This is a genomic window from Tsukamurella sputi, assembly GCF_007858445.1.
GTDB lineage: Bacteria > Actinomycetota > Actinomycetes > Mycobacteriales > Mycobacteriaceae > Tsukamurella > Tsukamurella sputi.
Genome location: NZ_VIGV01000005.1, coordinates 27530 through 39937 on the forward strand (window position 1 = coordinate 27530; position 12408 = coordinate 39937).

At 72.3% G+C, this 12408-nt stretch carries 14 protein-coding genes and 1 riboswitch; of the genes, 9 read left to right on the forward strand and 5 right to left on the reverse strand.

Annotation, left to right across the window (positions count from 1 at the left end):
- Window positions 1-87: 87 nt before the first annotated feature.
- Window positions 88-522 (reverse strand): MarR family winged helix-turn-helix transcriptional regulator, encoded by a 435-nt coding sequence (locus FK268_RS16290; protein WP_146435966.1) that lies wholly within the window; start codon window positions 520-522, stop codon window positions 88-90.
- Window positions 523-577: 55 nt separating this feature from the next.
- Between FK268_RS16290 and FK268_RS16295 the strand changes: the two genes are divergently transcribed.
- On the forward strand, window positions 578-847 hold the full coding sequence (locus tag FK268_RS16295; RefSeq protein WP_146435968.1) for a DUF2530 domain-containing protein: 270 nt from the start codon (window positions 578-580) through the stop codon (window positions 845-847).
- Here FK268_RS16295 and FK268_RS16300 read toward each other — a convergent pair.
- Genes FK268_RS16300 through FK268_RS16310 form a run of 3 tightly spaced genes read right to left on the reverse strand, consistent with a single transcriptional unit; the run spans window position 786 to window position 4661 of the window.
- Window positions 786-1415 carry a phosphatase PAP2 family protein gene (locus FK268_RS16300; protein ID WP_146435970.1) on the reverse strand — a complete coding sequence of 210 codons (630 nt, stop codon included), beginning with the start codon at window positions 1413-1415 and terminating at the stop codon, window positions 786-788. The genes FK268_RS16295 and FK268_RS16300 overlap by 62 nt on opposite strands.
- Window positions 1409-3931, reverse strand: a complete 2523-nt coding sequence (locus FK268_RS16305; protein WP_146435972.1) for a sacsin N-terminal ATP-binding-like domain-containing protein — start codon at window positions 3929-3931, stop codon at window positions 1409-1411. Before FK268_RS16305 ends, FK268_RS16300 begins: the two co-directional genes overlap by 7 nt.
- A gap of 1 nt (window position 3932) precedes the next feature.
- Window positions 3933-4661, reverse strand: a complete 729-nt coding sequence (locus FK268_RS16310) for a DUF3027 domain-containing protein (RefSeq protein ID WP_146435974.1) — start codon at window positions 4659-4661, stop codon at window positions 3933-3935.
- A gap of 96 nt (window positions 4662-4757) precedes the next feature.
- On the opposite strand from FK268_RS16310, the gene FK268_RS16315 reads away from it, so the two are divergent.
- The 3 genes from FK268_RS16315 (at window position 4758) to FK268_RS16325 (ending at window position 8113) form a co-directional block, all read left to right on the forward strand.
- Window positions 4758-6473, forward strand: coding sequence for an MFS transporter (locus FK268_RS16315; RefSeq protein WP_438695998.1), 1716 nt, complete (start codon window positions 4758-4760; stop codon window positions 6471-6473).
- 13 nt (window positions 6474-6486) lie between these two features.
- Window positions 6487-7017, forward strand: coding sequence for a DUF2771 family protein (locus tag FK268_RS16320; RefSeq protein WP_146435978.1), 531 nt, complete (start codon window positions 6487-6489; stop codon window positions 7015-7017).
- Window positions 7018-7192: 175 nt separating this feature from the next.
- Complete coding sequence (locus tag FK268_RS16325; RefSeq protein ID WP_146435980.1) at window positions 7193-8113, forward strand: hypothetical protein; 921 nt, start codon at window positions 7193-7195, stop codon at window positions 8111-8113.
- A 123-nt stretch (window positions 8114-8236) separates the two neighbouring features.
- Here FK268_RS16325 and FK268_RS25230 read toward each other — a convergent pair whose 3' ends face one another.
- Window positions 8237-8656 (reverse strand): cold-shock protein, encoded by a 420-nt coding sequence (locus FK268_RS25230; RefSeq protein ID WP_146435982.1) that lies wholly within the window; start codon window positions 8654-8656, stop codon window positions 8237-8239.
- Between the two features lie 79 nt (window positions 8657-8735).
- Between FK268_RS25230 and FK268_RS16335 the strand changes: the two genes are divergently transcribed.
- The 5 genes from FK268_RS16335 (at window position 8736) to FK268_RS16355 (ending at window position 12372) form a co-directional block, all read left to right on the forward strand.
- Window positions 8736-8957, forward strand: a complete 222-nt coding sequence (locus tag FK268_RS16335) for a hypothetical protein (protein ID WP_146435984.1) — start codon at window positions 8736-8738, stop codon at window positions 8955-8957.
- Window positions 8954-9943 (forward strand): GTP 3',8-cyclase MoaA, encoded by a 990-nt coding sequence (gene moaA, locus FK268_RS16340; protein WP_146435986.1) that lies wholly within the window; start codon window positions 8954-8956, stop codon window positions 9941-9943. The genes FK268_RS16335 and moaA overlap by 4 nt, the downstream gene beginning before the upstream one ends.
- A 3-nt stretch (window positions 9944-9946) precedes the next feature.
- Window positions 9947-10186 carry a MoaD/ThiS family protein gene (locus FK268_RS16345; RefSeq protein WP_146435987.1) on the forward strand — a complete coding sequence of 80 codons (240 nt, stop codon included), beginning with the start codon at window positions 9947-9949 and terminating at the stop codon, window positions 10184-10186.
- Between the two features lie 141 nt (window positions 10187-10327).
- Window positions 10328-10489: riboswitch (cyclic di-AMP (ydaO/yuaA leader) on the forward strand.
- A 12-nt stretch (window positions 10490-10501) separates the two neighbouring features.
- The gene (locus FK268_RS16350) at window positions 10502-11164 is read left to right on the forward strand and encodes a transglycosylase family protein (RefSeq protein ID WP_146435989.1); all 663 of its coding nucleotides are present in this window, start codon (window positions 10502-10504) and stop codon (window positions 11162-11164) included.
- Window positions 11165-11376: 212 nt separating this feature from the next.
- Entirely contained in the window at window positions 11377-12372 is a 996-nt protein-coding gene (locus FK268_RS16355; protein WP_146435991.1) for a hypothetical protein, read from the forward strand.
- Window positions 12373-12408 lie beyond the last annotated feature (36 nt).

The window sequence follows — 12408 nt, forward strand, 5'->3', positions numbered from 1 at the left end:
ATGAATAGGTAATAGACGGGAAAAGAAGAACGGCCCTATCGGAATCAATCCGATAGGGCCGTTCGATGGCGTATTCGTGAATCGGGTCTACTTCTCCTCGGAGGCGATCAATCCGTTGAGAATATCGACCGCTGCACCCAGCGTGGCGCGCTGCTCCGGTGCGAGCTCATCGAGCTTGCCGCGCAGCCATGCCTCCCGCGCCGCCGCCTCGCCCGTGATGACCTGTTCGCCCTCGTCGGAGAGGCTGACGATCACCTGGCGGCCGTCGGTGGGATGCGGCGCGCGGCGCACCAGACCGAGGTCCGCGAGGGAGGCGATCACCCGCGTCATCGACGGCGGTTGCACGCGCTCACGGGCCGCGAGCTGCCCGGGCGTGAGCGGCCCGTCGTTCGCGAGGGCGTTCAGCGCGGAGAGCTGCGTCAGGGAGACGAGCGAATCACGCCGCCGCCCACGCAAGTGGCGGGCGAACCGCACGGTGGCCAGAGCGAGTTCTCCCGCCAGCCGATCGTCATTCTCAGTCACGGCGCTAGACTACATCCGTCAGATTGTTTTCCGCGCATGAACCCCGGGAGTACCCGTGAGCCTTCAAGCGAACGAACCCGACCACGCGGTGACGGCGCCCGCTCTTCCGCGTGCGCTCACCGAACCGCGACCGGTCGTGATCGCCGGAACGGCTTTGTTCGCAATCGTCTTCGTGATCACGCTGCTCGCGCGGGAGACTTTCGGCCAGGCGTGGGTCGTGTGCGCCTGCGGCGTCGGCGTCGGCGTCCTCGGCGCCACCGTCCTCACTCTGCAGCGGCGGGCGGCCCTCCGGGGCGATCGGGGGGCGCAGCGCGGCCTGGTGTGATCACCTGTGCCCGCGCGGCCACCGCCCGCAGCACCAGCGCTCGCACCGCCAGCCCCAGCGCGGTCACCGCGAGCCCGATCGTCCAGCCCGCCAGCACGTCCGTCATCCAGTGCGCGGCCAGGTACACCCTGGTCAGGCCGATGGCGACCGAGCCCAGCGCCGCGGCGACGAGCGGCCACCGTCGGCCCGTGAGTGCGTACGCCGCGACCGCGAAGGTGGTGAACACCACCATCGAGTTCAGGGCGTGCCCGGACGGGAAACTGAGGCTGTCGATCTCGAGCATCCGCGGCGGGATCGTCGGGCGCTCACGGCCGAAGACGTTCTTCACCACGACCATCAGTCCGAGCCCGAACAGCTGGGTCAGCCCGCAGTACAGCGCCCATCCGGTGCGGCGGCGGTAGAGCAGGTAAAGGAAGCCCACGATCCCGATCGCGAACAGCGAGACGGTATTGCCCACGGTCGTGACCGCGCGCACCAGCGTGCTCAGGGTCTCCGTGCGGATCGACACCATCCAGTCCAGAACCGCCTGATCGAACGGATTGGGCCAGGCACCGTCTTGCATCACCATCCGCCCGACTGTACGTGCAGGACATCGTCGACGACGACGTACGGGACGCGCCGCTCGGTTCCGCCGACCGCGACCTCGAGCGGATCGTGGACCTCGACCTCCGCCGCGTCGGGCAGCTCACCGAGCGCCTGTGCGAGGGTGACACCGGGGTGCGCGCCGCGCGCGAAGCGCGCACCGGACCCGAGGATCTCCACCGGCTCGGATCCCGCCAGCGGCAGGTCCAGGGTGTCGGCGAGGTCCGCCGCCACGTCCAGCCCGCCGAAGACCAGCGCGTCCGCGGTGAACCGCGCGTGCTCCACATCGAGCACGGCCGCGGACTCCGCGTCGAGGACTTGCCCGTCGATACCCCGGACCCGGGCGGGCAGTTCAGCCAGGCGGTGGCCCGCGATAGCCCGGTGCGCGGCGATCACGACCGCCGGTGCGGGCGTGCGCGCCGGATCGGCGAGGGCGTCGGCGAGCACCTGGGCGTCGGCATCGGTGCGCACGGCGTGCAGCAGAGCGGCGCGCAGGCCCGGAGCCGACGGGTGCGTGCACGGGTCGAGCAGGCCCGCGAAGGTCGGATCGTCCGGGGACCGCAGGCGGCCGAGTTCCGTGCGGGTGTGCAGCCACCACGCCGTGTAGCCGTCCGGATCGTCCAGCACGCCGGGAAGTTCCGCGAGCAGCGCGTACGCGGGCTCCCAGTGCTCCACGAGGTCCAGGTCGCGGACCGCGATCAGCTCGTCGGGCTCCCCCGGCAGCTGCGCCCACCACTCGTCGGCACCGTCCAGCGTCGGATCCGGGTCGGTCGGGAGCGGCTCGCGGAGTACGCCGAAGGACCAGCCGACGCCGATCGCGCCCAGCGCCTCCGCCGGGAACCGCGCCTCGAAATCCGGGTCGACGGTGCCGTACGGGTGATCCTCCCCCAGTGCTTCCCGCAGGGGCGCGGCGGCCGCCAGCAGCTCGTCCGCGGGGTAGAGCGCGCCGTCGTCGCCCGGGACGGGGAGCAGGCCCAGGAAGTTCGGGCCGACGGTGCCGCCCTCGCCGAGCAGGCCCAGTACGGCCTCGGTGAGCTCGAGGTCCTCGTCGGTGGGTCCGGACTCCCAGTCGATGCGGCCCACCTCCTCGCGCAGCGCCGGGTCGCCCAGCAGGTCGACGGGGCTCAGCCTCCGCGCGCCCGCCCGTTCCAGGAGCGGGTGCTGCGCCGCGGGATGCACGATGCGCGCCCACGTGACGAGCGCGAGCGCCGCGGCCTCGCCCGCGACCAGCGATGCCCCACGGGCACCCGTCACCACGCGGCCGTCGGCGAGCGGCACCGGCAGCGCCCCGAGATCGTCCGCGGGCAGGCGCGCCTGGTCGAGCGCGGCGTAGAGCGCCGCGTACCAGGCGGGTTCGCGATCGCGCGGTGCGGCGTCGGCGAGGTCGGCGGCCGACAGCTCGCGCACCCCCAGCGCCACCAGTGCGGCGGCAGCGGGCGCCGAGGACAGCTCCGGCGGGACCAGCGGCAGGTACTCGGAGAGCAGCGCGGCGAGGTCCGCTGTCAGCCCCGGCAGCACCGCCGCGCGGTCCGGGCGCAGCCGCGCACCGTCGGGCCCGGGTACCCAGGCGTGCCCGCGCAGCTCGTCCTCGATCGCCTCGCGGAGCAGCGCGTCGACGGGGCCCGCGGGCGGACGGCGCGGCGGCAGCAGGCGCAGCGGGTCGGGCTGCGCGGCGACGAAGGCCGCGTAGCCCCGCGCCGCGAGCGCGACATCGGCGGCGGGGTGCAGGCGGCGGCGGTCGGGCGTCGTCGGAAGGTCCGCGATGACGCGCACGGGCAGCGACAGGGGCTCGTCGGTTCGCGTCGGCGCATGCAGGAACCGCGCGTCCGCGCCGATCACCCACCGCGCGTGCGGGCCGTGCCCGGTCACGAGATCGGGCGCCGTGAAACGGTCGTCGTCGACGGTGATCGCGACCAGCGCCGGCAGGTCGAGCAGCAGGTCCGCGGCCTGTGCGGCGAACTCGGCCAGCAGCGCGGGATCGGCGCCGACGAGGACGACCTCCGTGGCGAAGCCCGCCCGCGGCGGGGTATCCACCGGGTAGGGCAGCCGCATCGCCGCGACCTCGCCCCGCCCGGAGTCAGCGCGCGAGCGCTCCGCCGAGAACTCGATACCGCCGCCCGTCGAACGGATCTCGACGTGCTCGGTCACCGTCAGGACGGCGGCGAAACCCACGCCGAACCGGCCGACGGAACCCCCACTCGATTTCGGTGAGACCCGCAGCGCGGCGAGGGAGGCGACGCCCGCCTTCGACAGCGGGGCGCCGGTGTTGGCGACGTGCACACCGTCGGCCTCGGCCCAGACGGCCAGCTCCCCGGCCACCCCCGCGGCGGAGGCGGCGTCGGCGGCGTTCTGCGCCAGCTCGACCGCGACCCGGTCGCGGTAGCCCACGGTGACCAGATCACGCTCGGCGGCGAGATCCTCGGCGGCCCTGGTGGGCGAGTCGCGCCAGGCGGCGAGGGTCGCGCTGCGCAGCGCGGCGGTACCGAAGGGGTCGGCGGCCACGTCAGGCCTGCTCGACGGGCACCTTCTCGACGGCGCCGTCGTCATAGGGCTCGTACGCGGGGCTCCCCTGGCCCGACGGTGCCGGCACCGAGGAGTGCGCGCCGCAGCCGTAGTGCGCGTGCACGACGTGGCCGTCGGCGGAGTACTCGTTGCCGCACACCCCGAAGGCCGCGCCGAGCGCGCCCGCCAGCGGGAGGAAGAAGGCGCAGTCACCGCAGTGGTAGCGGGTGGCGCGGGCCATCTCGGCCTCGGGGCCGTAGTCCCCGGCCAGCCAGCGCTCGGCCGCGTCGATCCGGCCGAGGCGCGACATCACGCGCTCGAGGTTCACGCCGATCTCACCGGCGACATCGTCGACCGCCGGATCGCCGGACAGGACGTGGCCGGGCTCGATCCGCGCGTCCTGCTCGCGGGGCGGCAGCACGTCACCGGGGGCGAGATCGCCCGCGCGGATGCGCTCCTCCCACGGCACCCACTCGGGCGCGGTCAGGGAATCGGGGCCGGGCAGCAGCGCGGTCTCGGAGACCGTCAGCTCGCCGCCGGGCGTGGCGGCGATCACGGCGCACCACTGCCAGCCGCGGTACGCGGGCAGGTCCGCCTCGAAGTAGTGCGCCACGGCGAACTCGTCCTCGACGACCGTGGCGACGTGCGCGCCCACCCGGGCGCCCTCCTCGGCCTCCAGTACAGCGCGCGCGAGGTCGACCGCGGCGGCTGTCTGCAATGCGGAACTCACCCGTCCGATTGTGCCGGATGCCGGGGCGCCGCGGTACAACGGGGCGGCACACGCCCCTGACGACGGCACCGCGACGGATGCGGAACAATGGTTCGCGTGAGCAGTCATCCGGGGCAGCAGCAGTATCCCCCCGACGAGCCCCGGCGCCGCCCGGGGTCGCTGCCGCGTGCCCACAGCGGGCAGTCCGTGCGGCAGGGAGCGGGCGACGAGGCGCGCCCGCAGTACACGTCGAACCACCATCTCCCACCCCTCGAGGAGACCCCGACCGCCTCCGAGCGGCGCGCGGCCGAGGACGAGCAGCGGCGGATGCCGCGCAAGATCACCGTCACCCGGGTGGCGGCCATGCGCAGCCGCGAGATCACCGAGGCGGGGATCGCGAAGTGGCGGCAGGCCACCACGGCCGACGGTGCCGACAAGTCCGGCCTGACCGCGCTCACCTACCCGGTGATCCTGAACAACGCCGTCGACGCGGCGATGATGGTCGCGCTCGCCAACACCCTGTTCTTCGCGGCCGCGCAGGCCGAGTCCAAATCGAAGGTCGCGCTGTACCTGCTGGTGAACATCGCGCCCTTCGCGATCATCGCGCCCTTCATGGGTCCCCTGCTGGATCGGATCCAGCACGGCCGGCGGATGGCCCTCGCCGCATCCTTCGTGATCCGGGTGGCGCTGGCGATCCTGCTGATCACGAACTGCTCCTACGACCCGGTCGCGAACACCGTCAACTTCGATCCGTGGGTGCTCTATCCCTGTGCGCTGGGGATGATGGTGATGAGCAAATCCTTCTCGGTGCTCAAATCGGCGGTGGTGCCGCGCGTCCTGCCACCGTCGATCGATCTGGCCCGCGTGAACTCGCGGCTCACACTGTTCGGGCTGGTCGTGGGCTCGGGCGTGGGCGGCGCGATCGCCTCCGGCGCCGAGTTCGGGCTCAGCCGGATGCTGCACATCCCCGGCGGCATGTACGCGCTGATGATCTTCGCCATCGCGGGCGCCGCAGCGTGCATGCGGATCCCGAAGTGGGTGGAGAACACGTCGGGCGAGGTGCCCACCACGCTCTCCTACACCGGAGCGATGGCGCGCGACGCCGCGCGTGAATCCGCCCGCGGGGCCGCCGGCGGATCGGGCAGCGGGCCGGACGAGAGCGGGCGCGCGAAGCTGGGCGCGGCGTTCAAGAACCTCCGAGTGCCACTCGGCCGCAGCGTCGTGACCGGACTGTGGGGCAACACCACCATCCGGGTGCTCACGGGATTCCTCACCCTCTACATCGCCTTCTACAGCAAGGCGCAGCAGGCGACCGGCGGCTCCGCCACGGAGTCGCTCATGATGATCGGCGCGGTCGGCGCCGCGGCGGGCGTCGGCAACTTCATCGGCAACGGCATCGGCGCCCGGCTGCAGCTGCCGCGGCCGGCGCGCATCGTCGTGCAGGCGACCGTCGCGGCCACCGTCGGCGCGATCATCGCGGCCGTCTTCGGCAACCTCGTCGTGATCGCGGCCGTCACCTTCCTCGCGTCCGGCGTCTCCGCGCTCGGCAAGGTCTCGCTCGACGCGTCCATCCAGGACGATCTGCCCGACGAATCGCGCGCCTCCGCCTTCGGCCGCTCCGAGACCGCGCTCCAGCTCGGCTGGGTCGGCGGCGCGGCCCTCGGCGTGCTGCTCCCGCCGACGCTCTGGATCGGCTTTGCGACCGTCGCCGCGATCATGGTCGCCGGCACCGTGCAGACCGTCCTCACCTACCGCGGCGGCTCGCTGATCCCGAACTTCGGCGGCAAGCGCCCGGAACACGTCCCACCCACGATGAACGCGCACTCACGATGAACGGGGTCCCTCGATGATCAAGCCCAGCCCGAAGCTGCTCCTCGCCGGAGCGGCCTTCGTCGTCGCGGTGGCCGTCCTGTTCGCGTTCACCTTCGTCGCCGCCCTGAACAAGCGCGACGAGCCGAAGCCCCGGCCGGCGCTGCAGGCCACCGTCGGGAAGACGATGCTGGACGTCGCGCCGATGCAGTTCTGCACCAACGTCCAGGCGTCGCAGTGCGATGTCGCGCAGCGCCCCGTCAAACTGCCCGTCGAATTCGGACAGGCGATCGTGATCTCGCTGCCCGACTACATCACCGAGCGCCCGTGGTTCCTCACGGTCCAACGCTACGACGCGAAAAGCGGCCAGGCGAAGCTCGACACGATCACCCACGTCGATCCCGCATCGGCGACGCTGGTGCTCAAGTCGACCGAGGACCTGTGGGTCGCCGCCATCGAGATCAACGTGCCCTCGCAGTACCAGGACGCGTCGGGCAATCTCATCGCCCAGGCCGTCTGGGGCATCGACACGACGCCGAAGGACTACGCACTGGTCCAGAAGCCCTAGTCGCCGCGCATTCCGGGTGCGGGTGTGCGCCCGCACCCGTTCCGCCCGAGCACACCCGGTGTGCCGGGTGCGCTCGCGCATTGCAGGTGCGGGTGCCCTGTGGATGAGCTTCATGCCTGTGGATAACCGGTCTGCGACGCCGTTTCGGCAGCGTCGACTGCGATTGAATCACCGTATGGGGGAGATTCTTCCGCGGGCGCACCTGCGGGCCAACGGCTGGAGCAGTAACCGGATCACGAGCGCCGTCAGGGATCGGACGCTGATCCGCTCGGCGCGGGGCCTGTACGTCGTCGCGGGCGGTCAGGACTCCGCCGAGCTGTATCGGACCGAAGTCGTCGCGACCATGCAACGACGACGTGGGGCGGCCAGCCACCAGAGCGCAGCGGAGCTCCACGACATCCCCTATTTCGCGGCGGACCGGGCACTCGTGCACGTCACAGTCGATCAAGCGGGCGGCGGCGGCGAGCGCGGCAGAGTCTTCCTTCACGCACGGCCACTCCCAATGACGGACGTCGTCGAATCCGCAGGGGTCGCCGTGACATCGAGAGCGCGGACCGCGGTCGACGCGGCGATGACCGGAAACCTCGTCCGCGCGGTGATCGCGTTCGACGCGATCCGGCTCGTGCGGAGGTATCCACGGCCGCAGGACCCGACGCCGACTCCTGTCGCCGAGATCGAGGCCTGCATGGCACGGCTCGGACGGCGACGGGGTTGTGATGTCGCTCGCAAGGGACTCGCGCTGTCGGTGGAGAAGAGCGAATCCGCAGGTGAATCGTGGGCGCGGATGCAGATGCTCACCTGGGGAATCCCCGCGCCGGATCTGCAGGTCAGGTACGACTTGGGCGCGTCCACCTACTACGCCGACTTCACCTTCGGTCCTGCGCTCATCGGTGAGTTCGACGGCCGCGGTAAGTACGGCGACACCGACGAGGAGAAGGACGACGCTCTCGATCGGGAGAGGTGTCGCCAGCAGGAGTTCGAGACGGCGGGTTTCGAAGTCGTCCGCTTCGGCTGGCGGGTTCTCCAGCGTGAGGGTGCTCTGCGCGCCCTACTGGCGCCCTCACTGAAGCGGCACGGCCTCCTCGACGCCGGCTGACACCGGTCGTTCCGGATGCGTTTCGATGTCCGCACCCCTTCCGCGCGAGCGCACCCGGTACGCCGGGTGCGCTCGCGCATGTCAGGTGCGGATTCGTTCCCGCACCCGACGTGCCCGTCGGACCTAGGAGTCCAGCTCGCGGGCGATCTCGCGGAGCACCTTGGCGATCTGCTCGGACGCCTTGCGGTCCGGGTAGCGGCCCTTGCGCAGCTCGGGCTGCACGCCCGTGTCGAGCAGCTGGATCATGTCCTCGATCAGCACGTTCAGGTCCTCGGCGGGCCGACGGTCCGCCGCCGGCCGGCGGCCGCGCTGGGTACCCGCGCCGCGCGAGACGCTGGGCGCGGGCTCGAGCACGGTCACCGTCAGCGCCTGCGGGCCGCGACGTCCCGCGGCCATGCTGAACTCGACCCGCTGCCCCTGCTTGAGCCCTTCGGCACCGTCGGGCAGCGCCGAGGAGCGGACGTAGACGTCCTCCCCGCCCTCCTGGGAGAGGAAGCCGAAACCCTTGTCCGTGTCGTACCACTTGACCTTGCCGGTAGGCACTTCTCGTCACCCGCTCTGCACTAAGAACAACAAAACGCGCCCCGCGAACGGCGAGACGCACTGGGACTAGTCTAGAGGAATGGGCAAGTTCGTTTCCGGCGCCGTCACTGTCTCGATCGCACTCTTCGCGATCGGACTGATCGCGATCGCCGCCCTGTTCCTCACGCCGCTCATCACCGGCGGCACCACCGCCCCCACCTGGGTGTACGTGCTGACCCCGCTCGCCCCCGTCGGCTTCCTCGTGGGCGTGATCGGAGTGGTCCTCGGCGGGCGGCCCGGGAAAAGCGAGACGCGGCCATGAAGCCGCTGGTCGACCGCTACGGGCGCGTCGCACGCGACTTGCGGGTCTCCCTCACCGACCGGTGCAACCTGCGGTGCACGTACTGCATGCCCGCCGACGGACTGCCCTGGCTGGCCGACGACCACGTACTGACCGGCCCGGAGATCGACCGACTCATCACCATCGGCGTCCGCGACCTCGGAATCACCGAGATCCGATTCACCGGCGGTGAGCCGCTGCTGCGCGCCGACCTCTCTCGGATCGTCGCGCACGCCGCCTCGCTGGAACCGCGGCCCGAGATCTCACTGACCACGAACGGACTGTCCCTGGCGCGCCACGCGGCCAAGCTCGCCGGCGCCGGACTCGACCGCGTCAACGTCTCGCTCGACACCGTCGACCGGGACGAATACGCGAAGGTCACCCGTCGCGACCGCCTCGACGACGCCCTGGCGGGCCTGCGCGCCGCCGCGGACGCCGGGCTCACGCCGGTGAAGGTCAACGCCGTGCTCGGGCCGGGACGGCTCGGCGACGCTCGACCGCTACTGCGCCTGTGCCTCGAGGCGGGCTACGAGCTGCGGATCATCGAGCACATGCCGCTCGATGCGGACCACACCTGGGAGCGCACCACCATGATCACCGCCGAGCAGATCCTGGCCGAGTTGCGACGCGAGTTCACGATCACGCCCGACGGCGAGCCGCGCGGCAGCGCACCCGCGGAACGCTTCCTGGTCGACGGCGGCCCGTCGACGGTGGGCGTCATCGCGTCGGTCACGCGCCCCTTCTGCGGCGACTGCGACCGTGTCCGCCTCACCGCCGACGGCCAGATCCGCACGTGCCTGTTCGCGGCCGAGGAGACGGATCTCAAGCCGCTGTTGCGCGGCGGCGCCAGCGACGAGCAGATCGCCGAGGCGTGGCTCACGGCGATGCTCGGCAAGCAGGCCGGTCACGGCATCGACGATCCGACGTTCCTCCAGCCCGCGCGCCCGATGAGCGCGATCGGGGGCTGAGACGTGCTGATCCGCTACTTCGCCGCCGCCCGCGGCGCCGCCGGGATCGCCGAGGAGACCGTCGCCGTGCCCGACGGTGCCGCGGTCGCCGATGTCGCCGCGCTCCTGGCCGCGCGGCACCCCGGGCTCGACCGGGTGCTCACGCGCTGCAGTTTCCTGCTCGACGAGGTGGCCGTCCGGGACGTCTCGGCCCCCGCGACGGGCGCGATGCTCGACGTGCTGCCGCCTTTCGCCGGCGGGTGATCCTCGCGTGATGTCAGTCACACTCTGCAAAATCACGGTCCGGTAACGGTTGGGCCACAGGGCGGGGTCTGTTACCGTCGCTGAGGGCCGCAGCAGTGGCCACCCGATCCGGTCGCAGCGCAGAGCTTCGTCCAGTGTCCGAATCGGGAAATGCACCACGATCTACACCTGGACGAAGGCGGAGGAACCATCCGCGGCCGCACGGCCGCTGGGCGCACGCCCTAGGGGTCAAGCCGGGAAACCGGCCGAGCAGCCTCTCGCTCGAACCCGACAGCTAACTTCGCACGCGCGTAGAGAGGGAAAAGACTTCACACGATGACCGGTCGTCACCGCAAGCAGTCCACCACCAGCCTGAGCGCGGCCAAGGTCGCGGCCGCCGGAGCGATGCTCGGTGGCGCAGGCCTCGCGCTCGCCGCGCCCGCCGCCAACGCCGCTCCCGATTCCCAGTGGGATCAGGTCGCCGCGTGCGAGTCGGGCGGCAACTGGGCCATCAACACGGGCAACGGCTACCACGGCGGTCTGCAGTTCAGCCCGTCCACGTGGGCCGCCTACGGCGGCACCCAGTACGCGCCCACCGCCAACCAGGCCACCCGCGCGCAGCAGATCGCGATCGGCGAGAAGGTCCTCGCCGGCCAGGGCAAGGGCGCCTGGCCGTCCTGCGGCGTCGGCCTCGGCTCCGCGACCCCGCGCACCGTGTCCCCGACGGACACGGACACCTCCACCGGTTCCAAGCCGGTCACGAAGCCCGTCGCGCAGCCCGCCGCCGCCAAGCCGGCTGCCAAGCCCGCCGCGAAGCCGGCTGCTCCGGCCGCCGCCAAGCCGGCCGCGAAGCCCGCTGCCAAGCCGGCTGCGAAGCCCGGTCAGTCGGTCAACTCGCAGTACATCGATCAGGTCATCTCGCAGGCTCAGAACGGCGGCAAGCAGGTCGACCCGGCCGTGCTCGCCATGCTGCAGCAGGCTGCGGCGAAGGGCTACTGAGCCCAGCTCCTGCACCATCACGTCCCGGAGGGGCCGACGGCATCACGCCGTCGGCCCCTTCGTCGTTCTCGGGCGCGGCGGCCCCCGGGCGTGTGAACCGCGACACTCCGACCGGATAACGGAGAGGTAACGTTTTGCGGTCGCACACAGTCTGCTAGGTTCGTTGCGGTCGTTGTTCGCGACTGCAAAGCTCGGCAGGAAGAGAGCCCCCGATGATCACTCGCCATCGCACGTCGCGCACCGCAGGCAAGGTCGCCGCACTCAGCGCACTGATCGCCGCCGCGGGCCTCGTCGTCGTCGCACCCGCCGCCGCCGTGCCGGGCTGCCCCTGCAACCCCGTCAACCCGGTGCCGACGACGCCGGGGGCCCCCGCCCCGGCCAAGCCCGGCGCTGCGACGCCCGCACCCGGTGCACCCGGTGCGCCCGGTGCGGCTCGGCCCGCGGCCGCGGCTCCGTCGCGTCCCGCCGGTGCGCAGGGCGGCAACGGCGGCGTCACCGCGCCCGGCGTCGGCGCAGTCCCCGTCCCCGTGCCCGCCCTGGGCGTGAGCGGCAACGGCACCGGCGCGAAGCCCGCAGGTGTCGGCGCCGGCGCGCCCGGCGGTACTGCTGTCCCCGTCGGTGTGCCGGTTCCCGTCGGCGTCCCGGTTCCCGCGGGTGTCGGTGGCGCGGCAGCACCCGCGGGTGTCGGCACGGGCGTCGGCGCCGGTGGCGCTCAGATCCCAGCCGGCATCGGCGGCGCGGCCCTCCCGGCCGGCCTCGGCGCGGCACTGCCCGCGGGCCTCGGCGCGGCCCTGCCCGCCGGCATCGGCGGCGCAGCGCTCCCGGCGGGCGTCGGTGGCGCCGCTATCCCGGCGGGCGTCGGTGGCGCCGGCCTCCCGATCTCCACCGCGAACGGCGTGGGCAGCACCGCCGGCGTCGGCACGAACGGTGCGGGCGCGCGCGGCGTGGGTAGCGCGGCGGGCGTCGGCACCGAGGGGATCGGCGCGCGCGGCGTGGGCGCGGCGGTCGGCGTTCCCGGTATCGGTACCGGTGCACAGCCTGTCCGCCCGGTCGTCCCGGCCACCGCGAACGTGCCGCAGCGCCCCGCGAACCCCGGCGTCACCATCCCCGACGGCGTGCTCGGCGCGCCCGTCGTCCCCGGACACCTCGGTGTCCCCCTGTTCACTCCGCGCCCGTGCGACCCCACGAAGGTCACCACGTGCGCGTAGTACCGGTCACCTCCTAGACGTACCGGCGAAAGGGTG

What these genes read in the sequence shown, in the direction of transcription:
- moaA (WP_146435986.1), top strand. Translation starts at nt 8,954, where the DNA reads ATGAAGCCGCTGGTCGACCGCTACGGGCGCGTCGCACGCGACTTGCGG.
- FK268_RS16355 (WP_146435991.1), top strand. Translation starts at nt 11,377, where the DNA reads ATGATCACTCGCCATCGCACGTCGCGCACCGCAGGCAAGGTCGCCGCA.
- FK268_RS16325 (WP_146435980.1), top strand. Translation starts at nt 7,193, where the DNA reads ATGGGGGAGATTCTTCCGCGGGCGCACCTGCGGGCCAACGGCTGGAGC.
- FK268_RS16350 (WP_146435989.1), top strand. Translation starts at nt 10,502, where the DNA reads ATGACCGGTCGTCACCGCAAGCAGTCCACCACCAGCCTGAGCGCGGCC.
- FK268_RS16300 (WP_146435970.1), bottom strand. Translation starts at nt 1,415, where the DNA reads ATGGTGATGCAAGACGGTGCCTGGCCCAATCCGTTCGATCAGGCGGTT.
- FK268_RS16335 (WP_146435984.1), top strand. Translation starts at nt 8,736, where the DNA reads ATGGGCAAGTTCGTTTCCGGCGCCGTCACTGTCTCGATCGCACTCTTC.
- FK268_RS16320 (WP_146435978.1), top strand. Translation starts at nt 6,487, where the DNA reads ATGATCAAGCCCAGCCCGAAGCTGCTCCTCGCCGGAGCGGCCTTCGTC.